Origin of the sequence: Halobacterium zhouii (genome assembly GCF_021249405.1) — an archaeon.
Classification (GTDB): Archaea; Halobacteriota; Halobacteria; order Halobacteriales; family Halobacteriaceae; genus Halobacterium; species Halobacterium zhouii.
In genome coordinates this window covers 1,652,327-1,678,798 of record NZ_CP089593.1, presented here as the reverse complement: position 1 = coordinate 1,678,798, position 26,472 = coordinate 1,652,327, and the positions used below count along the sequence as shown (strand labels likewise).

The 26,472-nt window shown below is 67.8% G+C and carries 29 protein-coding genes; 9 read left to right on the top strand and 20 right to left on the bottom strand.

Annotated elements, in window-relative coordinates; translation table 11 throughout:
* Nucleotides 1-183 precede the first annotated feature (183 nt).
* Entirely contained in the window at nucleotides 184-1,500 is a 1,317-nt protein-coding gene (locus LT970_RS08700) for a PQQ-dependent sugar dehydrogenase (RefSeq protein ID WP_269785464.1), read from the top strand.
* 113 nt (nucleotides 1,501-1,613) lie between these two features.
* Nucleotides 1,614-2,441, top strand: coding sequence for a hypothetical protein (locus LT970_RS08695; protein ID WP_232686075.1), 828 nt, complete (start codon nucleotides 1,614-1,616; stop codon nucleotides 2,439-2,441).
* A 378-nt stretch (nucleotides 2,442-2,819) separates the two neighbouring features.
* Here the strand turns inward: LT970_RS08695 and LT970_RS08690 are convergent, their stop codons facing one another.
* Complete coding sequence (locus tag LT970_RS08690; protein ID WP_232686074.1) at nucleotides 2,820-3,047, bottom strand: hypothetical protein; 228 nt, start codon at nucleotides 3,045-3,047, stop codon at nucleotides 2,820-2,822.
* A gap of 128 nt (nucleotides 3,048-3,175) precedes the next feature.
* Between LT970_RS08690 and LT970_RS08685 the strand changes: the two genes are divergently transcribed.
* A complete protein-coding gene (locus LT970_RS08685; protein ID WP_232686073.1) occupies nucleotides 3,176-4,123 on the top strand; it encodes an NAD(P)-dependent oxidoreductase in 948 nt (315 codons plus the stop codon).
* A gap of 10 nt (nucleotides 4,124-4,133) precedes the next feature.
* Here LT970_RS08685 and asd read toward each other — a convergent pair whose 3' ends face one another.
* The 8 genes from asd to LT970_RS08645 all read right to left on the bottom strand — a co-directional run bounded on the left by asd (nucleotide 4,134) and on the right by LT970_RS08645 (nucleotide 11,703).
* Complete coding sequence (gene asd, locus LT970_RS08680; protein WP_232686072.1) at nucleotides 4,134-5,165, bottom strand: aspartate-semialdehyde dehydrogenase; 1,032 nt, start codon at nucleotides 5,163-5,165, stop codon at nucleotides 4,134-4,136.
* A 133-nt stretch (nucleotides 5,166-5,298) separates the two neighbouring features.
* Nucleotides 5,299-5,478 (bottom strand): 30S ribosomal protein S17e, encoded by a 180-nt coding sequence (locus tag LT970_RS08675; protein WP_232686071.1) that lies wholly within the window; start codon nucleotides 5,476-5,478, stop codon nucleotides 5,299-5,301.
* Between the two features lie 192 nt (nucleotides 5,479-5,670).
* A complete protein-coding gene (locus LT970_RS08670; protein ID WP_232686070.1) occupies nucleotides 5,671-6,648 on the bottom strand; it encodes a deoxyhypusine synthase in 978 nt (325 codons plus the stop codon).
* Between the two features lie 321 nt (nucleotides 6,649-6,969).
* A complete protein-coding gene (locus LT970_RS08665; RefSeq protein ID WP_232686069.1) occupies nucleotides 6,970-7,632 on the bottom strand; it encodes a DUF447 domain-containing protein in 663 nt (220 codons plus the stop codon).
* Complete coding sequence (locus tag LT970_RS08660; RefSeq protein WP_232686068.1) at nucleotides 7,625-8,512, bottom strand: triphosphoribosyl-dephospho-CoA synthase; 888 nt, start codon at nucleotides 8,510-8,512, stop codon at nucleotides 7,625-7,627. Before LT970_RS08660 ends, LT970_RS08665 begins: the two co-directional genes overlap by 8 nt.
* A 25-nt stretch (nucleotides 8,513-8,537) precedes the next feature.
* Nucleotides 8,538-9,269, bottom strand: coding sequence for a tRNA-dihydrouridine synthase (locus LT970_RS08655; RefSeq protein ID WP_232686067.1), 732 nt, complete (start codon nucleotides 9,267-9,269; stop codon nucleotides 8,538-8,540).
* Nucleotides 9,269-10,327: a 2-phospho-L-lactate transferase gene (gene cofD, locus LT970_RS08650; RefSeq protein WP_232686066.1), complete on the bottom strand. Its 1,059-nt coding sequence runs from the start codon at nucleotides 10,325-10,327 to the stop codon at nucleotides 9,269-9,271. Before cofD ends, LT970_RS08655 begins: the two co-directional genes overlap by 1 nt.
* Before the next feature lie 590 nt (nucleotides 10,328-10,917).
* Nucleotides 10,918-11,703, bottom strand: a complete 786-nt coding sequence (locus LT970_RS08645) for a DUF7537 family lipoprotein (protein WP_232686065.1) — start codon at nucleotides 11,701-11,703, stop codon at nucleotides 10,918-10,920.
* Between the two features lie 173 nt (nucleotides 11,704-11,876).
* Between LT970_RS08645 and LT970_RS08640 the strand changes: the two genes are divergently transcribed.
* Nucleotides 11,877-13,100, top strand: a complete 1,224-nt coding sequence (locus tag LT970_RS08640; RefSeq protein WP_232686064.1) for an HD domain-containing protein — start codon at nucleotides 11,877-11,879, stop codon at nucleotides 13,098-13,100.
* Between the two features lie 94 nt (nucleotides 13,101-13,194).
* On the top strand, nucleotides 13,195-13,557 hold the full coding sequence (locus LT970_RS08635; RefSeq protein WP_232686063.1) for a HesB/IscA family protein: 363 nt from the start codon (nucleotides 13,195-13,197) through the stop codon (nucleotides 13,555-13,557).
* A 33-nt stretch (nucleotides 13,558-13,590) separates the two neighbouring features.
* Here LT970_RS08635 and LT970_RS08630 read toward each other — a convergent pair whose 3' ends face one another.
* The 5 genes from LT970_RS08630 to LT970_RS08610 all read right to left on the bottom strand — a co-directional run bounded on the left by LT970_RS08630 (nucleotide 13,591) and on the right by LT970_RS08610 (nucleotide 17,933).
* Nucleotides 13,591-13,791 (bottom strand): dodecin, encoded by a 201-nt coding sequence (locus tag LT970_RS08630; protein WP_232686062.1) that lies wholly within the window; start codon nucleotides 13,789-13,791, stop codon nucleotides 13,591-13,593.
* 97 nt (nucleotides 13,792-13,888) lie between these two features.
* On the bottom strand, nucleotides 13,889-15,067 hold the full coding sequence (locus tag LT970_RS08625) for a M24 family metallopeptidase (protein WP_232686061.1): 1,179 nt from the start codon (nucleotides 15,065-15,067) through the stop codon (nucleotides 13,889-13,891).
* Between the two features lie 106 nt (nucleotides 15,068-15,173).
* Complete coding sequence (locus tag LT970_RS08620; RefSeq protein WP_232686060.1) at nucleotides 15,174-15,851, bottom strand: DUF2238 domain-containing protein; 678 nt, start codon at nucleotides 15,849-15,851, stop codon at nucleotides 15,174-15,176.
* On the bottom strand, nucleotides 15,848-16,495 hold the full coding sequence (locus LT970_RS08615; protein ID WP_232686059.1) for a hypothetical protein: 648 nt from the start codon (nucleotides 16,493-16,495) through the stop codon (nucleotides 15,848-15,850). Before LT970_RS08615 ends, LT970_RS08620 begins: the two co-directional genes overlap by 4 nt.
* 118 nt (nucleotides 16,496-16,613) lie before the next feature.
* Nucleotides 16,614-17,933, bottom strand: a complete 1,320-nt coding sequence (locus LT970_RS08610; RefSeq protein ID WP_232686058.1) for an iron-containing alcohol dehydrogenase family protein — start codon at nucleotides 17,931-17,933, stop codon at nucleotides 16,614-16,616.
* Nucleotides 17,934-18,059: 126 nt separating this feature from the next.
* Here LT970_RS08610 and LT970_RS08605 point away from each other — a divergent pair, with 126 nt between their 5' ends.
* Complete coding sequence (locus LT970_RS08605) at nucleotides 18,060-18,974, top strand: winged helix-turn-helix domain-containing protein (protein WP_232686057.1); 915 nt, start codon at nucleotides 18,060-18,062, stop codon at nucleotides 18,972-18,974.
* A gap of 21 nt (nucleotides 18,975-18,995) precedes the next feature.
* On the opposite strand, the gene LT970_RS08600 is transcribed toward LT970_RS08605, so the two are convergent.
* From LT970_RS08600 to LT970_RS08590, 3 genes are all read right to left on the bottom strand, one after another.
* Nucleotides 18,996-19,919, bottom strand: coding sequence for a metal-dependent hydrolase (locus LT970_RS08600; protein ID WP_232686056.1), 924 nt, complete (start codon nucleotides 19,917-19,919; stop codon nucleotides 18,996-18,998).
* Nucleotides 19,920-20,110: 191 nt separating this feature from the next.
* Nucleotides 20,111-20,443, bottom strand: a complete 333-nt coding sequence (locus LT970_RS08595) for a DUF5789 family protein (RefSeq protein WP_232686055.1) — start codon at nucleotides 20,441-20,443, stop codon at nucleotides 20,111-20,113.
* A 278-nt stretch (nucleotides 20,444-20,721) separates the two neighbouring features.
* Nucleotides 20,722-21,267 carry a mechanosensitive ion channel domain-containing protein gene (locus LT970_RS08590; protein WP_232688695.1) on the bottom strand — a complete coding sequence of 182 codons (546 nt, stop codon included), beginning with the start codon at nucleotides 21,265-21,267 and terminating at the stop codon, nucleotides 20,722-20,724.
* Nucleotides 21,268-21,470: 203 nt separating this feature from the next.
* On the opposite strand from LT970_RS08590, the gene LT970_RS08585 reads away from it, so the two are divergent.
* Nucleotides 21,471-22,712, top strand: a complete 1,242-nt coding sequence (locus LT970_RS08585; RefSeq protein WP_349292208.1) for a pyridoxal-phosphate-dependent aminotransferase family protein — start codon at nucleotides 21,471-21,473, stop codon at nucleotides 22,710-22,712.
* Nucleotides 22,713-22,744: 32 nt separating this feature from the next.
* Here the strand turns inward: LT970_RS08585 and LT970_RS08580 are convergent, their stop codons facing one another.
* A complete protein-coding gene (locus tag LT970_RS08580) occupies nucleotides 22,745-23,053 on the bottom strand; it encodes a DUF7116 family protein (RefSeq protein ID WP_232686054.1) in 309 nt (102 codons plus the stop codon).
* 104 nt (nucleotides 23,054-23,157) lie between these two features.
* A complete protein-coding gene (locus LT970_RS08575) occupies nucleotides 23,158-23,394 on the bottom strand; it encodes a DUF5816 domain-containing protein (RefSeq protein ID WP_232686053.1) in 237 nt (78 codons plus the stop codon).
* Nucleotides 23,395-23,652: 258 nt separating this feature from the next.
* Between LT970_RS08575 and LT970_RS08570 the strand changes: the two genes are divergently transcribed.
* Both LT970_RS08570 and LT970_RS08565 read left to right on the top strand, forming a co-directional pair.
* Nucleotides 23,653-24,996 (top strand): bifunctional metallophosphatase/5'-nucleotidase, encoded by a 1,344-nt coding sequence (locus LT970_RS08570; protein WP_232686052.1) that lies wholly within the window; start codon nucleotides 23,653-23,655, stop codon nucleotides 24,994-24,996.
* Nucleotides 24,997-25,116: 120 nt separating this feature from the next.
* Nucleotides 25,117-25,518: a universal stress protein gene (locus LT970_RS08565; protein ID WP_232686051.1), complete on the top strand. Its 402-nt coding sequence runs from the start codon at nucleotides 25,117-25,119 to the stop codon at nucleotides 25,516-25,518.
* Between the two features lie 16 nt (nucleotides 25,519-25,534).
* Here LT970_RS08565 and LT970_RS08560 read toward each other — a convergent pair whose 3' ends face one another.
* Complete coding sequence (locus LT970_RS08560) at nucleotides 25,535-26,425, bottom strand: mechanosensitive ion channel family protein (protein WP_232686050.1); 891 nt, start codon at nucleotides 26,423-26,425, stop codon at nucleotides 25,535-25,537.
* Between the last annotated feature and the right edge of the window lie 47 nt (nucleotides 26,426-26,472).

The following is a 26,472-nucleotide window of genomic DNA, read 5'->3' as shown; positions in this document are numbered from 1 at the left end:
TACTGGAGCTTTCACCACGTTCGCCTCTATGAGGCGGCTGTGTAAACGCCGTTTTCACAGCGCATAGATGAAAAATGTGAGACAGGACTTCGTCTAAGCAATGTCAACAGATCTCGGCTCAGAGCCGGACGGACTGGTTACAATCGGTACATTCGCGTCTTCCGGAATCGATAGTGTCACACCATGAACCGACGACGATTCCTCGCTGCGGTAACCGGAACAATGGGTGGTCTCGCCGGGTGTGCTACTCCCTCGTCGAGTACGACTACGGCCCCCAACCAGGCACCGACAGACAGCGGAACAACGGCCTCGCCTCCCCCCTCATCTGTGGGGCTCGACACGCTTGCGAGTGGTCTGCGCACCCCGTTAGATATGGCCGTCGCCCCGGACATCAACGTTCAGTACGTCGCCGAGCAACACGGGCTGATTCGTGTTCTGGAAAACGGTGAACTTCGTTCAGAGCCGTTACTGGACTTGCGTGATGCGGTCACCACCGGCTCCGAAATGGGCCTTCTCGGCCTCGCCCTCCACCCGGAGTTCGAATCAAATCGCCGCCTGTTCGTTCGCTACTCTGCCCCGCCCAGGGAGGGCACGCCGTCGGGATTCAGCCACACGTTCGTCCTCGCCGAGTTCCGAGTTACGGAAGACGGGCGCGACGCACGAACCGGCTCTGAACGGACCGTCCTCACCATCCCGGAACCGCAATCGAACCACAACGCTGGCTCTATCGTCTTCGGTCCGGACGGATACCTCTACGTAGGGGTCGGCGATGGTGGAGCGGGTGGTGACCAGGGACGCGGACACGTCTCCGACTGGTACGACGCGGTCCCAGGCGGCAACGGCCAGGACGTGACCGACAATCTTCTCGGGAGCATTCTCCGGATCGACGTCGATGGCAGTCACGGTGAGACGGGCTACGCGATTCCTGAGGACAATCCGCTGGTCGGGACGCCGGGCCTCGACGAGCACTTCGCGTGGGGATTCCGGAACCCGTGGCGACTCGCCTTCGACGGTGACGACCTCTACGCGGGGGACGTGGGTCAGAACTGGTTCGAGGAGGTCGACGTCGTCCAGAACGGCGGTAACTACGGGTGGAACGTGAAGGAGGGTACCCACTGCTACGGGGCGGAGGGCTGTCCTGATGCCACGCCGTCGAGTGTCCGGGACGGCGAACCGCTTCTGTCGCCAGTCATCGAGTACCCCCAACAAGGGGGCGATGTGAGCGGTATCTCGGTTATAACGGGCAACGTCTACCGTGGCCACGCGCTCCCCGGCCTCCGTGAGCGGTTCGTGTTTGGCGACTACCGCGCGAACGGCCGATTGTTCGTTGCAACTCACCGAAGCGAGGGGTTGTGGCCGGCCCAGGTGCTTCCCGTTGTGGACGATGACGCCGGGAAGCTGGCCCAGATTTTCGCGTTCCAGCGCCACGGCAACGAGATGTACGTCCTCGGAAGCGGGAACAGCGGTGGGGGCGTCCACCGCATCCGGCCACCACCGTGACGTGATTGCCTGCGACGTATCCGGCCCCCTCTTCAGCAGAGTAGCAACTGGTGTGAATACGGGTTGGATACAGCGGGGATGATGGTTTGTGTATCGAAAGCGAACACCGATGTGTGAACCAAACTGGCACCAGCACACGAGCAGAGTCGGAGTCAGACGCCGAAACCGGTAGCGGCGCAACCGGACGCGGCCGCAGGGTCGTTTCGACGGTAACGCCGTATCTGTGGCGCGGCGTCAGATCGGGCGCGGCGACGGGAATCATCGGCGGGGCGGCCCTCCTCAGCGGCCTCCGAACGCTCCTCGCCGGCCAGCGCAAGCGCGGACTCGTCAAGCTCGCCTTCGGGGGCGCGTTTCTGGCGGTCGCGCTCGCCCAGCGTCGGTCCCGCGAGGAGTCCGTCGAGGAAACTGATGTGATCGATACCGAGCCTGATGTCGGGGGGGAGGGGAGCGTCGACGAGGCCAGCGGCGCCGCCGAAGCGGACCACGCCACCGGACAGGCGGCCCCAGAGGTCGAGGAGGAAACTGAATCCGGTGAAGAGTCCCAGACCGAGGAGATCGATCGCCTCGGCGAGGCAGCCGTCGACGGTCAGAGCCGTGAGGTCCCGGTGCCACAGCGGGCGTTCAACCAGGGCTTTCTGGCGCACTCGACCGAGGCGTTCTGGGGAATCAGCCGACGCGACGGCGCGGTGTTGGTCTCCCAGGACTTCGACGCTATCCAGGGACGGGACGGCGTGGAGTACGTCGCCAGCAGTGAGATTGGCGAGGACGTCCGGGAGCTACCGATTCCTACCGCTGTCTTCAAGCACTGGGACGAAGCGGGCGGCGGCGGCACCGCCGTCACCGGTGGCGACGACGTTCTGTTCGTCACAACCAACGGTCTAGAGGCTGACCACCTGCTGCGTGTCCTTCCCTCGAAGTGGGCCGACGACCTGACGGGGTGATCACGATAGCGTCGGCACTGTCTCGCTGTAGAGATGTGCGCCCGCGACACTAACGACCGGTCTCATCCGTGGGCGGCGTGCCCTGTCGACCGGGAAACCCTCGTGGCGGGCGAGGGGCGCTTCGCGCCCCTAACTGGCGAGGCGGTGTGAACCGCCGAGCCGGGTGGCGCGAAGCGCCACCAATTGCCGAGCCAGCAGTAGCCGGCTCAGCGGGTGGCGCGGTACGGACGCCAGTCGGAGACTTCCGTCTCGTGTTGCGCGCCCGGGTTCTCCGGGCAGTCATCGCGTCCGAGTGGACGAACTCGACCGGGGACTGAGGCGCGCACGCCGACGTAGGCGCGCACCGAGAAAGAGGGTTACGCCTGCTCGACGAGAGCGCTACGCCTGCTCGTCGACTGTGAGCGCGTACACCTGCTGCTTGCTCTCACAGAGCCCGCAGACACACTCCGCGAGGCCGGCGTCGGCGAGTTCCGCGAGCGCGTCCTCGGCCTTCGACTCCGAGAGGCGTCCCTCCTCGGCCACCTCCTCTGGGGAGAGCGGGCCGCAGTTGTCGAGGACGACGCGCGCGAGTTTCGCCCCACACGTTAGCGACTCGGACTCGCTCATCGACCCTACGTAGCCTACACGCGCCAAAAACCCTTGCCGTAGCGGCGAGGACGGGCGACTGTCGGGTGCCGGACAGTCCACTCGCCGTCCGGCAACGCTTAGGGCGCGGCGCGCCCACGTCGGAGTCGATGACAGACGTCGTCGTTCTCCGCCGCGGAACGCACGGGCTGCCGATGGACGAGTACGCCGACGAACTCCGCGAACGACTGCCGGACCGCGACGTCGAACTCGCCAGGACGCCCGGCGAGGAGCGCGCCCTCGCCGCGGACGCTCGGGTCGTGACTGGCGGCAGCATCGACGAAGACCTGCTCTCGCGGGCGGAAAACCTCGAACTGTTCGCGGGCGCGTACGCCGGCTACGACCACCTGCCGATGGGGACGTTCCGCGAGCGCGGCGTCCCGGTGACGAACGCGGCGGGCATCCACGCGCCGAGCATCGCCGAGCAGGTGCTGGGCTACGTGTTGACGTTCGCGCGCCGCCTCCACGAGGGCCAGCGACGCCAGCGGAACCGCGAGTATCGCCACTATCAGGCTCACGAACTGAAGGGGTCGACGGTGACCGTGGTCGGCATGGGCGCCATCGGGCACGCCGTCGTCGAGCGCCTCCAGGGGTTCGACGTGGACACCGTCGGCATCCGGTACACGCCCGAGAAGGGCGGGCCGACCGACGAGGTCGTGGGTTTCGACGACGAGGCCGTCCACGACGCGTTCGCGCGAACGGACTACCTCGTGCTCGCCACGCCGCTCACCGACACCACGCGGAACCTCGTCGACGAGGCCGCCTTCGACACGCTTCCACCGGAGTGCGTGCTCGTGAACGTCGCTCGTGGCGGCGTCGTGGACACTGACGCACTCGTCGCGTCCCTCCAGCGTCAGGGCATTCGCGGCGCGGCCCTCGACGTCACGGACCCCGAACCGCTGCCCGAGGACCACCCGCTGTGGACGTTCGAGAACGTGTTGCTCACGCCCCACAACGCCGGCCACACGCCGGAGCACTGGGAGCGTCTCGCCGACATCGTCGCAGGGAACGTAGAGCGCCTGGACACCGGCGAGGAACTGGAGAACCGAGTGGACTAGCGGACAGAATCTACAGCCAGCCCTCGCTGGCGAGCAGTTCGCCGTTGAGAATGCTCGCGCCCGCCGCACCGCGGACGGTGTTGTGCGCGAGGCAGTTGTACTGGACGCCCGTCTCCGTCGACTCGACGCCGCCGGCGGCGACCGCCATGCCGTCCCCGACCATGCGGTCGAGGCGTGGCTGCGGGCGGTCGGGTTCCTCGAACACCTCGATGAGGGGAGTGGGTGCGCTCGGCAGGTCGATGGGGTCGGCGGCGCGGAACGCGTCGGCGACCTCGCCGGGTGCCGGGTCCGCGTCGGTCTCTGCGAACACGTTCTCCAGGTGGCCGTCGAGGGTCGGCACGCGATTACACGACGCGGAGACGGTGGCGTCGTGCCACTCCACTCCGGCGCCCGTGAACTCCCCGAGGAGCTTCCGGGATTCGGTCTCCATCTTCGTCGCCTCGCCGCCGATGTGGGGGACGACGTTGTCCAGGATCTCCATGGAGGTGACGCCCGAGTAGCCCGCGCCGGAGACTGCCTGGAGCGTCGAGACGTGCACGCGTTCGAGGCCGAACGAGTCGATGGCCGCCAGCGTCGGCACCATCGTGATGGTCGAACAGTTCGGATTCTTCACGAGCGCGCCGTCCCACCCGCGCTCGTCCTGTTGCACGTCGATGAGGCCGAGGTGGTCGGCGTTCACCTCCGGAATCACGAGGGGCACGTCGTCGGCGACGCGCTCGTTCGACGCGTTCGAGGAGACCACGAACCCCGCCTCGCAGAGTTCGGGTTCGACCTGCTCCGCGACCGTGGAGGGAAGCGCGGAGAACAGCAGGTCGGTGTCCCCGGGAATCTCGTCGGGGTCGGTCTCGCGGACGGTCGTCTCCGCGATGCCGTCGGGTATCGGCGTGTCGAGTCGCCACTTCGCCGCTTCGCTGTACGAATCGCCCGCGCTCTGGGGGCTCGCGGTCAGTACGGACACCTCGAACTCCGGGTGGCCGTCGAGCAACTGGACGAATCGCTGCCCCACGGCGCCCGTCGCTCCGAGCACGCCTACGGTGGTCATATCCGCCCTCGGGCCGGGACGGACAAACGCCTTCGGGTGCGGGAAAATTCCGTCACTTCGTGACGCCAGGCTACGCGGTAGCTCCCCCCAACGACAGTGTCGTGTGACAGGACGAGCGCCTCGCGCGGCAGAATCAGTTGCGCTTGTGCGTGATGTAGCCCGCGATGCGGTTGCGGACTTCCTTCGAGTCGATGTTCGTGAGCTCGGTGACGGCGTCCTTGTTGTGGTCGAAGTCCTCGCGGCTGAACGCGTCCGGGTATCGCTCCATGAGGATGTTCCCGGTCTTCTTGACGTAGTCGGGCTTGATGGCCATACCGACCGTTTCTCCCGCCGCGCGTTAAAAACATTCGTTTCGGACGGAGTGACGGCTCGGGTGTTGAGTGTTGATTCCGGTTGGAGTGAACAGAATCACTTCTACGAACACCCAGAAAGCCCCGACTGACTTGCGCTCAACTGCTTTCTGGGTGTTCACAGAACTACGCTGGTAAGCAATCCACCAAGCTGACTACTCCGCAAACGCACCCGCGACGAGTAGCGGGAGGACGAGCGTAGCTTCGGCCTCGATCTGGGTGTGGTTCGTCTCCTCGTCGTCCTTGATCTTCCCCCAGGAGACGGCTTCCTCGGGCGGGGCGCCCGACAGCGAGCCGTCGCCCTCCATGCCCGTGGAGATGTAGACGGCGTAGTCGGCGCCGCCCCGGAACAGGTTCGTCATGATGGCGTGGTGCTTGGGGACGCCGGCGCCGACCGAGATGAGGCCGGTGGTGTCGGCGAGCAGGCCCTCCTCGATGAGGGAGTCGTAGTCGTCTAAGATCTCGATGCCGACCTCGGAGTCGTAGCCCTGGCGGTAGTAGTAGAGGAAGTTCCCGACCTCGGCGTCCGTGAGCGCGGGGCAGAACACGGGGATGTCGTTGTCCGCGGCGTTCTTCAGGATGGAGTCCTCGTCGTCGAGGGTCTCGCCGAGTTCGTGCGCGAAGTCCGTCGGCGTGCGGACTTTCTCCTCGGCGAAAAAGTCCTCGAAGAAGTCGTTGAGGTACTCCTCCAGCCAGACGTAGCGGTCCGACGGCACGAAGATGTTACCGAGTCGGTTGATGCCCCGCTCACGGAGTTCGGCCTCGTCGGCGTCCCATTCCCCCATCTTGAACGGCTTCGCGGTCTTGATGACGTCCTCCGTGATGGACCCGGAGGTGGTGATGACGACGTCCACGAGGTCCTCGCGCAGGAGGTACGCGACGACTTCGCGCAGGCCCGAGGAGACGATGTTCGACGTGAGTGTGAGGTAAATCTTGGCGTCGTCCTCGCGCATCTGTTTGGTGATGTCGACGGCTTCCGCGAGATGCGTGGCCTGGAACCCCGTCGTCGCGTAGGAATCCAGCATCTCGAAGAAGTCGAAGTCGCCACGGAAGTCGTAGCCGCGCACGTCCGCCGTGTCGAGTTCCTCATCGGAACCCGGCACGACGTTCTCGTGCGTGTCGTCGTCGCTCATGTCCGCCAGTAGTGAGCGAGCGGGTTTGAACGTCCCGACATCGCGCGAGACGACGTTAGCAAGTCGTGCTAGTCTACCGCGTGTGGGTCGTGGACGAACATCGGCCCGAGGAAGAACAATCCGAGTGCCATCACCACGGCCCCACCGGACCACTGGACAGCGTTCCCCGTCCACAGACCTAACGCTACGTTGCTAGCGCCAAGGAGAACGAGTGACGAGTAGAAGATGAATCTCAACACTGTATGGGTGCCCTCGTCATCTTCCAGTTCAGGCCCAATCACGACCTGCTCTTGATAACCAGCCTACGTAACTGTTCGCCAGTTACCATTCGCCGTCCGCGTGCTCTCGCACTTGCTCGATGGCCTCGCGCTCTCGCTCGCCGCCACACGTCTGTGCCACGTCCCCGAAGTACCGTAGTCGCTCACGCAGGGTCTCGGTGTCGTACCCCGGGACGTCCAGCCGCGACGCCGCCACGGTCGCCTCGACGACTGCCGCGAACCCGCGGTTGATGGTGAATGGTCGCTCGCGTTCGACGCCTGCCTCGACCGGTTCGAGTGCCCAGTGCTCGCGCCGCGTACTGCCGTCGTCCTCATCGTCGACCGCGTCTGACCCGCCGACCGTGTCCGCACCCGTCTGCTCGACGTCGACGCGCGCCCACGCGTCTGCCGCGTCGAGTACCGGTTCGTCCGCCTCTCGAATCGAGAGCGCGGCGTCCGCGAACACCACGGGGTCTGAGACGAACTGGACGTATCCCTCGCCCTCGCGGTGGAAGTTTCGGCGCGTGCGCGTGTTCCCCCACGTCGTCGCCGTCGCGGAGTTGTGTTCTACGGGTGCGGCTCGCGGCTCGCTGTGCTCACCGCTCGCTCGTTCGGCGCCAGCGGGCGCCTGAACACCTAACGCCGCCAGGTTCCACCGGTCGTTCGGCCCGCGCGTCGTCACCACCGTCTCCGTGACGCCGCGCAACTCGACGGGCCAGTCACTCATCCACGGTCACCCCGCTGTCGGTGGAGATGCCGCCCTCGACAGCGATTCCGCGTTCGAGCGCGACGTACAGCGCGGCGGCTGTGAGGTCCGCCGTCGTCCCCGGGTTCACGCCGCGTTCCGCGAGGTCGTCGGCGAACGCACTGACCTCCTCACGGGGCGCGTTCCGGAGGTCGTACGCGCGAGCCATCACGTCCCGCGCCACCGATTCGCCGTGCTGCGTGACGACGAGCGTGTCCGGCGCCTCCGTGAGCAGGCCGAGGAATGCGGACGCGGCGCGGTCCGCGAGCGGGCCGTCCGCGGCCTCGATGCGCTCGGCGGCGCGAAAGACTCGGGGGAAGCCGGTCGTCCACTCGTGGGCGTTCGCGTCGCGCTCGGCGCTGAGCTCCATCACGTCGTACAGCGAGACGCCCTGCTCGCGAAGGTCGGGAATCGCGTCCGCGCCCCGGCGCACGTCCAGCGCCTCGGCGTCCGCCGGTGGTTCCTGCACCGCGACGTCCGCGTGCTCGAACGCGCAGTAGAACGACGCGGCGTCGGAGACGGTCGTGTTCTCGACGACCGCCGAGACGTCGTCGGGCGTGAGGTCGCCCGCGCTCGCCCTCGCCCTCGCGGCCGCCCGGACGAGCGGCGTCAGTAGGAGCAGGCAGCCGAACTGCGTGTTCGTGCCCGACGCGTCGGCCATCCCGGAGACGGCCGCCTCGAACGCCTCCCCGACGGGACCAGACTCCGCGAGTTCGAGGCCCTCGCGCGCGCCGACCGCGCCCGCGAGGAACTGCTCGAAGCGGAGGCCCGCGAGGTCTCGCTCGCGGTCGACGTTCCCGGGTTTGGGCGTGCCCGCGACCTCCAGGAGGAGCGCGAGTTGCGCGCGGTCGGCGGGCGTCACTGCGTCCACTCCGCGAGGGGTCCCCTCACAGGAACCACTCCTTCACGGCGGCGTACACCGCTCGCACCTTCTCGGGGTCACGACTCGGCCGGCCGACGCTCACGGCGTCCGCGCCGTAGGAGAGGTACTCGAAGACGTCCTCCCGGGTGCGGACGCCGTTGTTCGCCACGACGAACAGGTCCGTGGCGTCGCTCACGTCGCGGACGACGCGCCGAGAGTCCATCGCGTCGACGTGGATGGCGTCGGCGCCCGCGCGCTCGACGGCCTGCGCGAGCGTCGGCAGGTGGACGTCCGGGAGTTCAGCGCGCACCTTCACGGAGATGGCCGCGCCCGCGTCGCTGGCGGTTTCGACCTGTTCGCAGAGTCGCGCCGTGTCTCGAAGGAGGGACTCACCGGCGCCCGCAGCGCACATCTCGTCCTGCCGGCAGTGCGCGTTCACCTCGAGTACCGCGTCGTGGCTCGCACAGACCTCCGTAACCTCGCGGAGCGGGTCGAGGTCGACGGTCCGGACGTTCACGCCCGCGCGGAGGAACGCGTCGTCGAGTGCCGACAACTGGTCGTCGACGAACTCGACTGGGTCCTCGGGCAGGAACTCGTCGCGGTCCCGGTCGACCATCGCTCGCGCGGCCTCGCGCGTCGGTTCGTCGAGCGCGACGCCGCCGAGGAACGCCGCCCCGGCGGGGTGTTCGCAGGCCTTCGCCCAGTCGGCGTCGGACTCCCCGCTGAGGCTCGCGAGCGCGACGCGCGGCGCGAACATCACGCCACCTCCCCGTCGCACTCGGTAGCGTCGGAATCCGCCACGTTCAGTGCGTCCCGGCACGCGCGAGCGACTCGCGCGGCGTCCGCGTCGTCGTCCATCCGGGTGTCCGTGCGCACGACCGGGCGGTCGAGGTCGGTGCCGTCGGCGTCGTCCAGCACGAACGCGTCGACGAACGGGTAGGCGTCCGCGACGCCCGTAGTCGAGGGGTCGTAGCCGACTCCCTCCATCAACTTCGGCGCCGGCCCGGAGAACGCCTGTTCCTCGACGAACGGCGAGACGGCGACCACAGTGGCGTCCGCGAGCACGTCCCTGATGCCGTCGAGCGCGAGCATCGGGCCGATGCTCGTGACGGGGTTCGACGGCCCGACGACGACCGGACCGTTTCGGATGGCTTCGACCGCTGCGTCCGCGGCGGTTGCAGTGTGGGCGGCGCCCGCCTCGCTCTCACTTCCTTCCGCGCCGCGGAACTCCACGTCCAGCACCTCGGGGTCGCCACCCTTCGCGACCCAGAACTCCTGGAAGTGGATCGCGCCCTCGGGCGTGTGGATCATCGTCGCCACGGGGTCGTCGCTCATCGGCACGAGGTCGACCTCGAGGTCGAACGCGTCCGCGAGGCGGCGCGTCACCTCGGTGAGCGAGTGGCCCTCGTCGAGCAGTCCCGTGCGGAGTGTGTGGACCGCGCGGTCGCGGTCGCCGAGGAACATGAACGTGGACGCGCCCGAGAAGCGCCGCCAGCGCGCGATGTCGCGGCCCGCGGTCTGCTGGTCGTCGGAGAGGTATCTGGGTCCAGGGTCGACGCCTGCGTCGGTGGCGAGTTCCGCGAGGTAGTCGTGGGTCACGGAGGCGTCGCCCTCGATGCCCCACCACGTCTCGCGGTCGAGCACGCCGCCGCCCTCGAACAGCACGGTGTCGATGTCCGGACAGACGAGCAAGCCGCCGAGTTCCATGTCGTCGCCGGTGTTCCCGACGACCACGCTGTCGGCTGGGTCGAACACGTCGTCGCCGCCGGCGAGGAGTTTCGGCGTGCCCGTCCCCCCGGCGAGAAACGTCGTCATACGCGAACGTGGGGCGGCCCGCGAGTAAATCCTTGCGTCACCGTCAAGACACTGTTTGGTAGAGCGCATTCAGTTTATCTGCGTCTAAAAACGCCCAAAGTCCCCGATCAACAGAGGTCAGGCCTCATTCGTAACCACCCAGAAAGCCCCGGCGCACTCGCGTTCGCTCGCTCGTTGCGCTCCTCACCTTCGGCTGCGGTGTCTGCTCACGGCGGCGAAGCCGCCGTTCGCACGGGCCGAGGGACGCGAAGCGTCCCTCGCGGCTTACGTCGCGAGCGAACAAACATGCGCGAGTGCGCCGCCCCTTTCAGTCCCACCCTGGCAGTTGACCAGCCGGCAGGAGGTGGGACTGAAAGGGGCCGAGTCGTCGGCGAACCCCGGCGTTAACGAGACGCCGCCGGCGTCTCGTTCGCACATCAGAAACGCTTCGCGTTTCTGAGGACGACGCAAGCACGCGACCAGCGGAAGCGCGCGCAGCGAGTCGCGGGAGTCGACGACTCGGGGGCTTTCTGGGTGTCCTCAACGGATAAAACTACAAAAATTCTGACCGCTGAACACCATTCAAACGTTGAGAAGTTCGTGTTCGCGTGCTACTGACTCGTCGTGTTCGCGCGCGCTTCGTCGATCCACTCGGGCGGCGAGACGGTCGTCTCGCCGAGCTTCGTGTACTGCTGGGTCGCGGTGAGCGTCTGAGTCTGCCCGCCGACACTCACGGTGAGATTGTAGTTAGCCTGGGTCACCACGCCGTCGTCGCGGACGTGGAGCGTGGCGTTCGCGTTCTCGACCATCGACTCGTTGAGGCGTCCAGCGAACGCCTGCGCGGACGTGTTCAGTCCCTCGACGCCCGAGGCCTCGTAGACGTGAACAGTCGAGCCGTCGGCGCTCTGCGTGCCGGCGTACGTGAAGTTGAACAGAGTGACGAACGTCTGCACCGAACTCCGGGCGTACTGGGTGGCGTTCCCCGTGCGCTGGCCCGCCTGCATGTACCGGATCTGGTCGCCCATCGCGAGGCGCCGGTAGGCCGTGCCGTTGCCGAATGCGAACGCTTCGACTGTCCCCTGTCGGCTCTCCGAGTGCGTGAACACGGCGCCACTCGAGAGGTCGCCCCGGACGAGCGTGCTCGTCTCGATGGTCGTGTTCTGACTGGCTCTGGACTGCGTCGCGTTCGACTGCATCGTGTACGTGCCGGCGTCACGAAGCGCCTCGACGTGCGCGTCGGCGACTGCGGACGCGTCGAGGGGCGTCTCGTAGATGGGTTCGCCGTCGGCCGGCGTGGTGGTCATCGGATTCTCCGGCGTCGTCGTCGCAGTTCCGCCGTTACAGCCGGCGAACAACAGGAGGGCCGCGACAGCGACCGCTGCAATCTGTCGTCTCATATCCGCTGTTCGTCTCCGTCGCGGAAAATACCTCCGAAGGCATGCCGGAATATTCCGGGATTGGGGTCACGTTCTACCCAGCCAGCGAGGCGACTCGGAGGGGAGGATTCAGCGGAGGCGTGAGGCAGAACCTGTCCACGGGTTTTTACCGGAAAGCGACGAAGGAATCTCCAATGACTACCATCAAGGACAGCGTCCACGACCACATCGAGATCGATGGCGTGGCCGCCGACCTCCTGGACACCGCGCCGGTCCAGCGCTTGCGTCGGATCAAGCAACTCGGCACGGTGCATCTCGTCTACCCGTCGGCGAACCACACGCGCTTCGAGCACTCGCTGGGCGTCTACCACCTCGCGGACCGCGCGCTCGACCACGTCGACGTCGCGGGCCGGCACGCCGAACGGGTGCGCGCCGCGGCGATGCTCCACGACGTCGGCCACGGCCCGTTCAGCCACAATGTCGAGGGGGTCATCCACCGGCGCACCGGAAAGTACCACGACGACGTCGGTGAACTCGTGACCGAGGGCCGGGTGGCCGAGATTCTAGAGTCTCACGGGCTCGACCCTGGCGCCGTCGCCGCACTCGTCCGCGGCGAGGGCGAACTCGCGCAACTCGTCGCGGGGGAACTCGACGTCGACCGGATGGACTACCTGGTGCGAGACGCCCACCACACCGGCGTGCCTTACGGCACCATCGACCACGGCCGCCTGCTGCGCGCGCTCACCTTCGTCGACGGCGACCTGGTGCTCGACGAGGGCAACGTCCAGACCGCCGAGAGCCTGCTGCTGGCGCGCGCGCTCATGAACCCGACCGTGTACAGCCACCACGTCGCCCGCATCAGCAAGACGATGTTGCGCCGCGCGACGGAAGCGCTCCTGGAGACCAGCGAGGTGTCGGGCGCCCAGTTGCGGCGGATGGACGACCAGGAACTCTCGGTGGCGCTGCGAACGCACGACGCCACCAGCGACCTCGGCTCCCGCATCGTGGAGCGCGACCTCTACAAGCGCGCAGTGTGGGCGGAGATGGGCGACGTCGACGACGACGTGGTCGACGCCGATCACGAGGCGCTCCGAACGTTCGAGCGGGACATCGCGAACAGCGCGAATCTCAGCGACGAGGCGGTCGTTCTCGACGTGCCAGGCCGCCCGACGATGCGCGAGTCCACGACGCGCGTGCTCGTAAACGGGGACGTCCGTAGCCTCGACGAACAGTCCACGCTCGTGCGCGCCCTCCAGGTCGCCCAGCGCGAGCAGTGGCGCCTCGGCGTGTACGCGCCCGCCGAGCACGTCGAGAGCGTCGGCCACGCCGCCGAGCGCGTGCTCGGCCTCGACACCGATGGCGCGCTCGTCAGTGACACCAACTCTCCCGGCCGGTACGCCTCACTCGACGACTTCTAGCCGTTCACCGGTCACCCCAGGCGGTGCGGGCAGTCGTTCCCAACGCGTGCCGGCGGCGCCATCCTTATCCCCCGTGAACGAGAACCAGTAGCATATGAGTGCGAGCGCGGAGCGCGGCGACACCCAGGACGTCGCTGCTACGGAGGACGCGGCCGCCCAGGCCCGCGACCTGATGGACGGTGAGGGGATGGACCCCGGCGAGGCGGGACTCCGCCTCTACGTCCAGCAGGGCGGCTGTGCGGGTCTCTCCTACGGGATGCGGTTCGAGAACGAACCCGAGGCAGAGGACCGCGTCTTCGAGGTGAACGGCATCCGACTGTTCGTCGACCAGTCGAGCATGAACTACGTCGGCGGGAGCGTCCTCGATTTCGAGGGCGGCCTGCAGGGCGAGGGGTTCCACGTGAAGAACCCGAACGTGGAAGCTGAGTGCGGGTGTGGCGAGAGTTTCCGGACGTAGTGATTGGTCTGAGAAAGCGCTGATTCTGCGTGGCTACTCGCTCAGTTCGAACGCGACCTCTACTTCCACCTGATACTCGCGGTCGTCGACGCTCGCGATTTCGACGCCCTGGTCGACGATGTCCGCCCACTTGACGTCGTCCAGGGTCTCTTCCGCTCGGTCGATGGCGTCGTCCGCGGCGGCCCCGAAGCTGTCGGTGCTGCTGCCGATGAGTCGGATCTTCTTGTAGACCATGCCGAGGAATTGTCCGTCTCGTATCATAAATCTACTCGCCGCTCCGCCGGTCCTGTTCCGGGGGGCACTCGCCGCTCCCCGGTCGCGTTCCGCCCGGCTACACGACGCGGAGGTCCCGGGGGTAGTCCGTCAGGTTCTCGTAGCCGTCCTCGGTGACGACGACGAGGTCCTCGACGCGGACACCGCCCACACCCTGCTCGTAGAGTCCAGGTTCGACCGTGATGACGTGCCCCGCCTCGAGTTCGCCGCCCTGCTCCGCGAGGTACGGGGATTCGTGGACGTCGAGGCCCACGCCGTGGCCGGTGCTGTGGGTGAAACCGTCCTCCGTGGACTCGTCCGTTCGGAGCGTCGGGTAGCCCGCTTCTTCGAACACGTCACAGACCGCACCGTGGACCGTCTCACCGGTGACGCCCGCCTCGATAGTGTCCAGGGCCGCGTCGAACGCCTCGCGCGCGAGGTCGTAGCGCTCCCGGGTCCAGTCGTCGGGGTCGCCCTTCACGAACGTCCGCGTCATGTCCCCGAAGTACCGGGTTCGCTCGTGGTGCGGGAAGACGTCGACGACGATGGGCGTGTCCGCCTCGAGTGGCCCCGACCCGGAGTCGTGGCCGCGCGCCGCCGCCGGGCCACACGCCACGATGCAGTCGTCCATCCGGCAGTCCCGCTCCAGTAGCTCCATCTCGATGCGCCGGCGCACCGACTCGCTCGTCAGCACCTCGCCGTCGATGACCAGCAAGCCGTCGTCGTCGACCGTCGCGCGCTCGAGGCGGTCCTCGACGACCGCCATCGCCTCCTGGGTCGCGCGCTGGGTCTGCCCGACGTGTTCGATTTCGCGTTCGGACTTGACAGCCCGCACGTCCTCGAGGACGTAGTCGTCGTCCGGGACGACGTCGATGCCGCGCTCCCGTAGCGCGTCGGCGGTACCGACCGGGAACGAGTCGGGGACGGTGACGGACTCGATGCCAGCCTCCTCGAGGAACGCCGCCGTCACCGCCTTCCGGGCGTTCCGGGGGTCCATCTCCGCGCGCTTCTCCCGGTAGTCGAACTCCGCGAGTTTCCGGACGTCGTCGCCGTCGCTGTCCGTCTTCGCCCGCGTGTACTCGAGTCCCGAGACGAGCAGCGACACGTCGCCGTCGGCGTAGAGGGTGACGAACTCGTCAGGGGCGTGGTACCCCGAGAGGTAGTACTGGTTGCTGTCCTCGCCGTCCGCGTCGACCAGGTAGCCGTCGGTGTCGGTCGCCGCGAGACGCTCGCGCAACCGGGAGTGAGCCGTCGTCATAGCGTCGCGTTGTCGGAACGACGGCATCAGTGCACCGGTCGTCCTCGCTGTGGCCGTGCGAATCGTGGGGTAGTTCGGTCAGGAGTGACGGCGAACTGCGAGTGGACTACGCGCGCTCCCCGGGATTCCGGCCGTCGAACTTCGCGCGGATGGCGGTGGCGACGTCCGTGAGGTACGCGGTCCCCCAGACCGCCACCACGACCGCACCGACGGTGTTGAACACCAAGTCGAGGAGGGTGTCGTTGACGCCGTAGATGGTGAGCACCGCGCCGGTGCCGAGGACGCCTGCGAGCGCCGTGACGGCGAACTCGAGGACCTCCCAGAGCACGCCGAACGCGAGCACGAACAGCAACAGGAACACGAACATGAACTTCGGCGGGAGGTAGACCTCGGTGTTGTGTTCGTCGAGCGCGCGGGCGACGGCGTACCCGGCGGCGGCGACGATCGACGACGAGAGCGCGTGCGTGAGGTGGTCCCACCACGGGATGCCGTCGGGCCCGTAGAACTTTCCGCCGATTCCCGGGAGGCCGACGGTCCCCAGCGCGTGCAGGAACACGGCGGCGGTTATCCACAGCGTGATGCCGGCGTCCATCGGGATGCCGTAGTCCCGCTCGAGCACCGCCGGAACGTACGTGACGAGGAGCGCGAGGCCGGCGTTCACGGTGATGCCGACGTTCCCCCGGTAGAGGCCGACGAACAGGAACCCGACGAGGGACAACTGCATCGCTCGCGTGGCCTGGCGCTGCCGCCGCTCGGCGACGCCGAGGCGTTCGCGGACTCTCATTCGATGACCTCCTCGACCTCCCTGGGGAGGCGGATGCGGGCGTCGGCCTTCCGGCGGAAGTACACCACGAATATCACGCCAGCGAGCACGCCGGCGACAGTCGCCGACACGAAGTCCCACATCAGCGCGTTCAGTGCGGCCTGCTCCTGGGCGTCCGTGAGCGGCGGCTGTGCAGGCAGGACGAGCGTGGTGCCGAGGAAGAGGTCGAACAGCCACTGGACGACCGCCCAGACGCCCGCGGTGGCCATCGTCGCGACGACGACGAACAGCACCGCGAACCAGTTCGTCATGCCGACCGTCGTGAACACGTCGAGTTCGACGGCGACGACGAGCGCGAGCGCGGCGACCGAGAGGTACGTCGTGACGTCCATGGTGAGGCCCGGGGCGGCGAACGCGCGCCCGAATACGGGGAGCACGACGAGCACCAGCACCTCCCAGGGGAGCATCGCGCGCGGGTTCCGGTACGCGGCCGGCGGCACGATTACGATGGTGACGACGCCGGCGGAGAACGCGACCCAGACGAAGTCACCCTCGAGGGCGCTCGCCACGGCGACGAGCGCGACGAACGCGACGAGCAGCCACGCCGCGACGGCGTTGGTGCGTTCGTCGCCGATGAGCCCGCCAAGGCGACCGGTTCGATTCATACCTGCCCTACGCAGCCTACCCGTAACAAAACCTTTGGGCGGCGGTCGGTCGCAGGCGGTAGTCGTTGGCCGGTAGCGGGCGTTGGTCGTGAGTCGGTAGCGGGCGGCGCCCCGGTGATTACCACGCAGCCTCGAGGACCTCGCGGAGATCCTCGACGGTAGCGTCGAGGCCGGACGGCGCGTTCTCCATGAACCCGTCCCCGAGAACGTCCGCCGCGACGTCGTCGAGTTCGTCGCAAGCGGGCGGGTCCTCGAGGTCGCGGATGCGCTGGGGGAGGCCGAGGTCGTCGCGGAGCGCGGCGAGACCGGCGACGGCTGCGGACGCGTCGTCGTCGGATTCTCCGGTCTCCGAGCCGGTGGCACCTGAACCGTGGGGCGCGAGCGCGTCCGCGAGCAGGTCGCGGCGGCCGTCCACGCGCTCGAAGACGAACCGGAGCACGTGGGGCGCGACGGCGGCGTGCGCTCGCCCCTGGTGGACGTCGCCGGCGTTCGTGAGTCCGTGCCCGAACGCGTGGAGGACTGAGAGCGTGGAGCCGTCGGGCCGAGAGACGCCGTACTGCGCGAGGAGCACGCCGAGAACCGCTTGCTCGAGTTCGCGCGGGTCGGCGTCGTCGTCGGCGAGCGCGGAGAACCCGCGGCGACAGAGCCGAAGGCCGTGGACGGCGGTGGCGTCGGAGATCGGCGTGGCGTTGCGCGCGTACAGCGACTCGACGGCCTTGTCGAGGCCGTTCATCGCAGAGGCGGCGCGCACACTCGCGGGCGTCGTCGCGAACAGCGCCGGGTCGTAGAACAGCGCGCTCGGCATCAGCCGGGGGTCGGAGACGCCGCCGCCGATGGATTCGTCCACGGGGTCAGTGTCGGGCGCAGCGGTGATGCCCGCGCCCTGGGCGAGGTCGGCGCCCGCGAGCGTCGTCGGCACGGCCACTGCGGACGGCAGATCGCCGTCCGGAACCGGAATCGTTCCGGTGTCAGCGAGGTCCGCGGCGGCGGCCTCGTGGGACTGGCCGCTGGCCACGAGCGCGCGAGCGACTGTCACCACGTCGAGACTGCTCCCGCCGCCAACGGCGACGAACGCGTCCGCGTCGTGCTCGGCGAACGCCTCCGCGGCGGCGTGCGCGGTGCCGAGTCGTTTGTCCGGCGTTGTTTCGGCGAACGTGCCCTCGAACGCGTCCTCGAGGCCCTCGCGAACGGGGTCCATCACCGCGGCCGTCTGCCCGACGGTCCGCCCGGTGACGACGAGCGCCCGGGTTCCGCCGACGTTCCGGAGTTCCTCGGCGAGCGCGTCGACGCAGTTCCGCCCGCACCGGATGGTCCCCGGTCGGTACTCGAACCGGAAGCCGTCCCCGCCGTACGTCCGGCCGTCGACGGCGTCGAGCGACGTCGTGGCGGCGCGCGCGCTCGCGTCGGATACCTCGCGGTCACGTGGGTCTCCGTTCATCGTGTCGTCTCGGACGAGGACTCGGCGCCACAAAAGCGCTCCCTCCGCCCAACTGTAGAGGAACGCCTGCTGTCCTCCGCGAGCACCGCAAGCGATTACCGGCTGTCCGACGAACCGACCGACGAGATGGGCGAGAACGGCGAGAGCGAGCCAGAGACGCTGACCGGGTTCGACGCGGACGAGGTGTTCGCGCTCGTCGGCAACGAGACGCGAGCAGCGATCGTCCACGCACTTGGCGAGGCGGGCGGCCGGGACGTAGCCCGTGCGACGCTCTCCTTCTCGGAGCTTCGAAAGCGCGTGGGCGGGGACGTTCGGAGCAGTCAGTTCAACTACCACCTCCAACAACTCGTCGGCTCGTTCGTCGAACACGTCGATGACGGCTACCGCCTACACCGGGTCGGAATGCGGCTCTACCGCACCATCGTCGCGGGGACGTTCACGCAACGGGAACTCCTCGACCCGTTCGAGGTGGGCGTGGACTGTTACTTCTGCGGGTCGGCGGTCGAGGCGGCCTACGAGGACGCCCAGTTCATGGTCCAATGCCCGGACTGCGGGCACGCCTACATTCGGATGCTGATGCCGCCGAGCGCCGTCGACACGGACGACGACGCGGAACTGCTTGCTCGCGTCGACCAGTTCAACCGCCGGGACCTGCTCGCGTACGGTCGCGGCGTCTGCACTATCTGTGCCCACCCCCTGGACACGCAACTGATTCCGGCGGCGGACGCGCCGATGGCCGGGTCGGCTGAACTCGACGTGTTCGTCCACCGGCCCTGTGACCACTGCGGCGCACAGCCACACGTCACCCTCGGCCTCGCGCTCCTCTACGACCCGGACGTCGTCTCCTTCTTCCGCGAGCGCGGGCTGGACGTCACCAGCACACCGGTCTGGGAACTCGAGTTCGCGATGACCGACCGCTACACGACAGTTCGCTCGACGGACCCCTGGGAGGTCGCGCTGGAACTCACGCGAGACGGCGACACCCTCGAACTCGTCGTGGACGGCGACCTGAACGTCGCCGAGCGGAACCTACCGGAGTAAACCGGGGCGCAGCGGAGACCGTTACGCGAGTCCGCCGAGGTACACCGTCGCGTACGCCACGCCGCCGAGTGTCACCGCCGCGAGTCCTGTGAGTAGCGCCGTCCACGGGTGTGGTGTGGACACCGTCCGGTGGTTCTCGAGGGGGACGACGCCGACCACGCTGACGGCGAGCACGCTGAACACGAACTGGTAGGAGCCCGCGAGCGTCGGCGGCGGGATGACGAGCGCGGCCAGCGCGTACGCCGCGCCGGCAGCGGCGCGAGCGTTCACGTGTTCCCTGAGGTCGAGTTCCGAGAGGTGGACGAGCGCGAGCACGCCAATCCAGACGGCGGCGAGTTCGACGGCGAACGCGCCGAGCAAGTGGAGCGTCGGGTCAGCGGCGAGCGTGACGCGGCTGCCGAACACGGCGGCGTCGAGCGGGTAGAGGAACTGTGGCGGGTGGCCGGTGAGCAGGTCGCCGAACGGGTGGGAGGCGAGGCCGGCGAGCGCGACGACGAACAGGCTTCGTCCGTGCACGCCGACGCGGTGGCTCGCGGTGGCGACGAGCCACCCGGCGACGGCGAACAGCGCCATCACCGCGGCGGCGAGCGGCCCCGTCACGACGCCCGCGAGCGCGACCAGCGCGACCAGCACGCCCGCAGCGACGCGTCGATGCGTCGGTGTGAGCGCGAACGCGGCAGCACTCGGGACGGCGACGACGAGCGAGTGCGTGACCGCGCGGTGGACCTGGGTGGAGGCGCTCCAGAAGGACTCGGCGGCCGCAATCGGCTGGGTCGGGTCGACGCCGACGAGTGCGACGAGCGCGTACGCCATGTCCACGTCGGGAATCGTGGCGAACAGCGCGGCGACCACGCCGAGCGCGACCGCGCGCTGACGGGTCGCTCCGTACCGGCTGCTGAGGAGAGCGACAGCGCCGAACGCGAACGCCGCGTGCCCCACGAACATGCGCGAGCGTACCCTCCGAGTCCGGATAAGTTCGCTGGTGGGGCAGTCAGGATTGTGATGTTGCGTAACAGTAGTGGGTAATGCAGATTCTTTATCTAGAACGTGGGATGAAACAGCCGTTAGACACAGCGGGATGCGCACCAGAACGGGGGTTACTCAACTAACGAGACGGGGGTGAATGGGCGCGCTCATCAGCGATGTATCAGTCCCTGTATCCGGCTTCGGGCGTCATCGGCGGAGGCGAACGTCTGGTTGTCGGTTGGGGCAAGCACCTCCTCAAGGGACGTCGACCCGCCCTGCGTTTCGATCTCGTAGTCACCGTAGTCCTCGATCAATTCTTCCGTCGTGGTCGGATAATCGTGGGTCTCGAGCGCTTCATCAAGGTCATCGAGTTGCTCGCCAGGGTCGTCGCGAATTGGTTCAGCTTCGTCGGCGCGGTTGCGTGCCTCCTCTAGCTCCCGCTCTCGCTGGCGTCGCTCTTCGTCATCCGCTTGCTTGTCTCGGCCCTGTTTGTCGTCTGCCATCCCGTGCGATAAGGACCCGAGTCGGAAAACGAGCGTGGCCGTTCACCCGTGCGACCACCTCGAACAGTCCCTACCCCCGCGAACCGGCCCTGGGATGGGTATACACGCACACCTTTGTACCGATTCGACCGTTTCAGTTCCGCAGGAGGGCTGAATACAGAGATTGCGCTGGCAACTGCTGGTAGAATATCGCTTGCGAGGTGGTGAGAACCAGAGCAGCTTTCGTGAGTCTGGGTTGTTCGGGCATTCACAGAAATGGCTCGGTTCACGCCAGCCACTCACTCCACTTTCTTCGTCCACTTCTTCTCGATGTCGGCGTTCGCGCGAACGACCGTGTCGCCCTCGACGTCGAGGCGGGTCTTCCGGAGTTCGATGGCGGTGACGGTGCCGGTGACGTCGGCGGCGGTGACGGTGTCGCCGGGGTTGAAGTCGGGGTCCCGGAGCAGGTAGAGGCCGGCGACGGCGTCGGCGAGCATGCCGGAGAGCGCGTAGGAGACGCCGAGCGCGAGGAACCCCGACGCGGTGCCGAGCGCGGCGGCGATGTCGGGGAGGCCGACGGCGGCGAGGAACGCGAGGAGCGTGCCGAACCAGAGCACGACCGACGTGAGTGTGCCGCCGAGCTGGACGTACATCGGTTGCTTCCGGAAGACGCGCCGCAGGACCGCCCGCGCGACGATGGTTGCGATGCGGATGCCGATAGCGGCGAGCACGAGAAACACGAGGCCGGTGAGTATCTCGGGGAGGGCGGCCGCGACGTTCCCGACGAACCCGTCGATGGTGCTGTTCACGAGGTCCGCGAACGACGACGGCGATTCGGTCGGCATGGCCGCGAGCGACGACAGGAATTCGGTCGGCGTGACCGCGAACGGCGACAGAGATTTGGTCGACGTGACAGCGAGCAGGTCGGTCAACATGGCGGCTCTTCGAAGCTCTGGCACGTAATGGCTGGTGGTTCCCCGGCCGATGCGATGGCGCAATTTCGCCTGCATTCCGAACCTTCTTGCGCGCTGCCGGTGGCTACTGTTCTATGACCGACGCGCCGGACGGCGACGATGACGAACGGAACGCGAGCGGCGGGGCGCCAGACGTGGGCGAACTGAATCCGCCACAGCGCACGCTGATGGGGCCGGGTCCGAGTCCCGTGCATCCGCGCGTTCTAAAGGCGATGAGCACGCCGCTGGTGGGGCACCTCGACCCGTCGTTCGTGGAGATAATGGACGAGACCCAGGAGTTGCTGCGGTACGCGTTCCAGACGGACAACGAGTGGACAATTCCCGTGTCGGGAACGGGGTCGGCGGCGATGGAGGCCGCAATCGGGAACCTCGTGGCGCCCGGCGATACGTTCCTCGCGCCGACGAACGGCTACTTCGGGGACCGGATGGCGTCGATGGCGCGGCGCGCGGGCGGCGACGTCGTGCGCGTCGGCGCGCCGTGGGGGGAACCACTGGACCCGGCGGACGTCGCGGACGCCTGCGAGGCGTACGAACCGGACGTGTTCGGGTTCGTGCACGCGGAGACGTCGACTGGCGTCCTGCAACCCGACGTCCCTGCGCTCACGGAGGCGGCCCACGACCACGGTGCGCTCGTGATCGCGGACGCGGTGACGAGCATCGGCGGCGTGGAGTTCCGAGTGGACGACTGGAACATCGACGCGGCGTACGCCGGCCCGCAGAAGTGCCTGTCGTGCCCGCCAGGCGCCAGTCCGCTCACGCTGAACGACCGCGCGATGGAGAGAGTGCTCGACCGGGACGAGCCGACCCGGTCGTGGTATCTCGACCTCTCGCTGCTGGAGGGGTACTGGGGCGAGGAGCGCGCGTACCACCACACTGCGCCGGTGTCGAACGTGTACGCGCTCCGTGAGGCGTTGCGTCTCGTCGCGGAGGAAGGCATCGAGGCCCGCTGGGAGCGCCACGAGCGAGTGGCTGGCGCACTGAAGGCGGGCGTCGAGGCGATGGGTCTCGGGGTGAATCCGACGGACGAGCACTGGCTGCCGAGTCTGAACGCCGTGAACGTCCCGGCGGGTGTGGACGACGCAGCGGTCATCGACTACGTGCTCGAGCAGTACGACCTCGAAATCGCTGCCGGCCTGGGCGACCTCGCGGGCGAGGTCTTCCGCGTCGGCTGCATGGGTCACGGCGCCCGCCCGGGGAACGTCACGCTCGTCGTCGCGGCGCTCGCGGACGCGTTCGACGCGCTGGGCGGGGATTCGGATGGAACGGACGTCGACGCGGACGCAGGACTAGTGGCAGTCCGCGAAGCACTGCGATAAGCGGAGCGAGGGGTCGCCACTCGACGCCGCTTTCAGGCGACCGGTGGCGCGCGCGCCACCTCGTAGTCTCCGTCTTCTCGCACCCCGATGACGGCCCACTCGTAGGTCGGGTCGCGCCGACGCAACCGCGCCTCGAGTTCGTCGGCGTCTGTAGCCCACGTGACGAAACATCGGTAGTCGCTACCACCGGTCGTCTCTACGTCGTCGGTCACCGCGGAGACGCGAATCTCCTTCCAGTCTCGCGTCGCGGAGAACTCGGCGCCGTCGCCGGCGAGACTGTACCCGAGGTCGGTGAAGATGGACCGTGCCTGCTCGTCTGGAGGGGTGCTAACAGTCCCCATACAGTCGTGGGTTCGCGGGGGTGGGTGATAAGCTTTCCCACCGTTCGGGATTTCTGTACGTTCGTCCAGCTCCGCGTCGGTTGGCGCGCTACCCGGAGACGCCGTTACTCGTGGGCCGAATCCCACTCCTCGGGCTTCCGGAAGTTCCCGCAGACGTTGCACTCGATGCGCCCCATCGAATCCATCGCGTTGTCCACGGACTCGCAGTTCGTGCAGAACCAGCCCCACCGGCGCTCTCGGTCGGGCGTCCGGTACACGACCAGGAACGGCCCCTTCTCTCCCCGGTCGCCCTCGTCCTCGGCGACGTACAACTCCCCGTCGTCGGTCGCCACCGTCTTCATGGACTCCCGTACCCCGTGGTCGCATTTAGCCCTGTCCGTCTAGGTGTTGATTCCTGGAATCCAGTTGCTACCACCGACTCTGAGGCCCAGAAATCTCGGGGTGCTCGCTCCGTTCCATCCCACCTATGTGCTCGTTCGAGCTCGACACTGCCGGCTGTGTAGTTTCGCGACACTGTCGGCTGTCGAACAGTGTCCGCTCCCGGCAAACCAGCACACCATCGAAGCCCTATTCAGCGGCGGACTCGTCACCTCGGAGATATGGCGGTTCGCATCCTCCACTACTCTGATCTGGAGAACGTCTACGATACGCCCGAGAAGGCGGGTCGTCTCGCGACGCTGCTGCGGGAGCGGGATAGCGCGTTCGCTGCTGGCTCCGGCGACAACACCGCGCCGGGCGTGCTCTCGCTCGTCACGGAGGGCCGGCAGGCCCTCGAGTTCTACGACGCGGTCGAACCGGACGTCGAGACGTTCGGCAACCACGACTTCGACTACGGTGCCGAGGCTACCGCGGACGTCGTCTCGCGCTCCCCGCAGACGTGGGTGAGCGCGAACGTCCACCGGAACGGCGGGCGGGCGTGCGGCGTCGCGCCGTGGACGATGCAGGAGACGAACGGCGCGCGCGTCGGGTTCGTCGGCGTGCTCGACGACGCCACGCCGTCCCTGAATCCGATGGCGAGCGACCTCCGGGTGACCGACCCCGTGGCCGCGGTGCGGGAGGCAGAGGACGAACTCCGGGACGCGGGCGCGGACTACGTCGTCGCGCTCAGCCACCTCGGGCGCGGCGACGACGACCTCGCGACGTCCACGTCTGTCGACGCCATCCTCGGCGGGCACGTCGCCTCCGAGCGCATCGACCGCGTGGACGGAACGCTGCTCACGCGCCCGGGGTCGGGCGGCGACGTGGTGCTCGACGTCGACCTCGAGTCCGGCGAGGTGACGCGCCGGGAGGTTGGAAACTACCCGGTTCACGACCCGCTCGCGGAGTGCCTCCGCGAACGCATGGCCAACGCCGGCCTGGACGACGTCGTCGGGCGCGTCGCAGAGCCGATGGAGCGCACGGAGGCCACGCTGTTCCACGGGGAGTCTCGCGTGGGGAACTTCGTCGCGGACGCCTACCGGTGGGCGGCGGACGCCGACGTTGGCCTCCAGAACGCTGGCGGCGTGCGCGACGGCCCGGCAATCGAGGGCGACGTCACCGTCGCGGACCTCGTGAGTCTCGTGCCCTTCGAGGAGCCGGTGGGCGTCGCGGAACTCTCGGGCGAGGAACTGCTCGACGTGTTCCGGGGCGGCGCCGGCGGGTCGCTGGGCTTCGCGGAACCCGACTGGTGGCACGCCCACGTCTCCGGCGCGCGACTCGAGTGGGACGACGCCGCGGCGGAACTCCTCGACGCGCGCGTCGGCGGCGAATCCGTCCAGCCGGACCGCACGTACACGCTCGCGACGACGGACTACCTGTTCTACACGGACGACGAGTTCCCCGCGCTCGGGGCATCCCACCGCACGGAGCGCCTGGGTGTCCAGCACGAGGTTCTCGGCGCGTACGCCCGCGAGCGCGGTGTCGACCCGGAAATTGAGGGTCGAGTGACGCTACACCGGAACTGAGCGAAGTGGGAGTGTGCCGGCTGACGAAACGCGGTGGGCCGGTGGCGAGCAGACGAAACACGCCAGGTTCGTTGCGAGCAGACGAAAAGCGTTAGGCCAATGGCGGGCGTTCGTTGCGACGTGAATCGCGTCGTCGTCCCGGTCCGGTATCCGCTCACGGAGCACTCGAAGGCCACACTCCAGCGCGCAGTGGAGGTGGCCGACGAGCGCGACGCAGACCTCACGGTGCTCCACGTCGCGCTCTACCAGGAGGACACACCGACGACGCGGACCCAGTTGAAGCGCGCGGTCGAACGCGCCTTTGGCCACCTTTCCCGCGCGAGGTACGTCGTCAGGAAGGGATTCCTCGTGGAGGAAACCATCCTCGACGAGGTGGCCGCCGAGGACGCCGACGTGGTCGTCATCGGCGGGAAGCAGGCGGGCCGGTGGCGTCGCGCGCTCCGCCGCATCTTCGACGAACCCGACGTGGAGGGCTACCTGAAGCGGGAACTCGACTGCGAGGTCGTCGTCGTGCGGTCCTGACTCCCTTCGGAGCCGCTCACTCTGATTCTCGCCGGACCGAGAGGTCGCCACTCGTCTCGTCGAAGACGTGGTGGCGGTGCGGGTACGCGATCTCCACGCTCTCGGTGTCCCGGAACCGATCCCAGATGGCTTCCTGGATGTTCGACCGGAGTTTCAGCAGCCGGTACGGGTCACGCGCCCAGTAGCGCAACCGGAGGTCGACGCTGCTCTCGCCGAACTGGTCGATGTTACAGCGGGGCGCCGACGGGAAGCGCGCGCTCCCGATGCGGATGTCCGGCCCGCTCTTGATGACCCCGTCGACGCTCGTGGCGGCGTCCTCGACGAGTTTGCGGGCCTCCTCGACGTCGCTCTCGTAGGTCACGCCGACGTCGATGGAGAGGCGCGTGCGCTCGTCTTCGGCGGAGTAGTTGATGATGTCCCGCTCCCGGATGACGGAGTTTGGGATGACCAGAAACGTGTTGTCGAGCGTGAATATCTTCGTGTACCGCAGCGTGATGTCCTCGACGAACCCGCGCTGGCCCTGCTGGGTGAACTCCACCATGTCCCCGATCTCGTAGGGCTGGTCGGCGAGCACGAACAGGCCGTTGACGACGCTCCCGACGATGGGTGCGAGCACGAGACCGAGCACCGCCGAGAACACCGTGACGGAGATGAAGATGTCAGTGATACGGACGCCGATCAGACCCATCGCGGTGAAGATGCCGATGAACAGCGTCACCGTGCGCACGAGTCGGAGCACGGTGCGCGTCACGCTCGGGCGCTGGAACCGGCGCGCGATGCGGCGCCCGAACACGCGCACGAGCAGATTTCCGGCGTACCACGCGCCGAACAGGACGACCGCGGCGTACAGCCATCCCCGATTCGCGACGAGCCAGTTCCAGGCCACGTCCACCGACGGCTGAGCCATGCTCGGCCCGTCTCTGCGGAGGGGCAAAACGGTTCCGCCACCTGGTT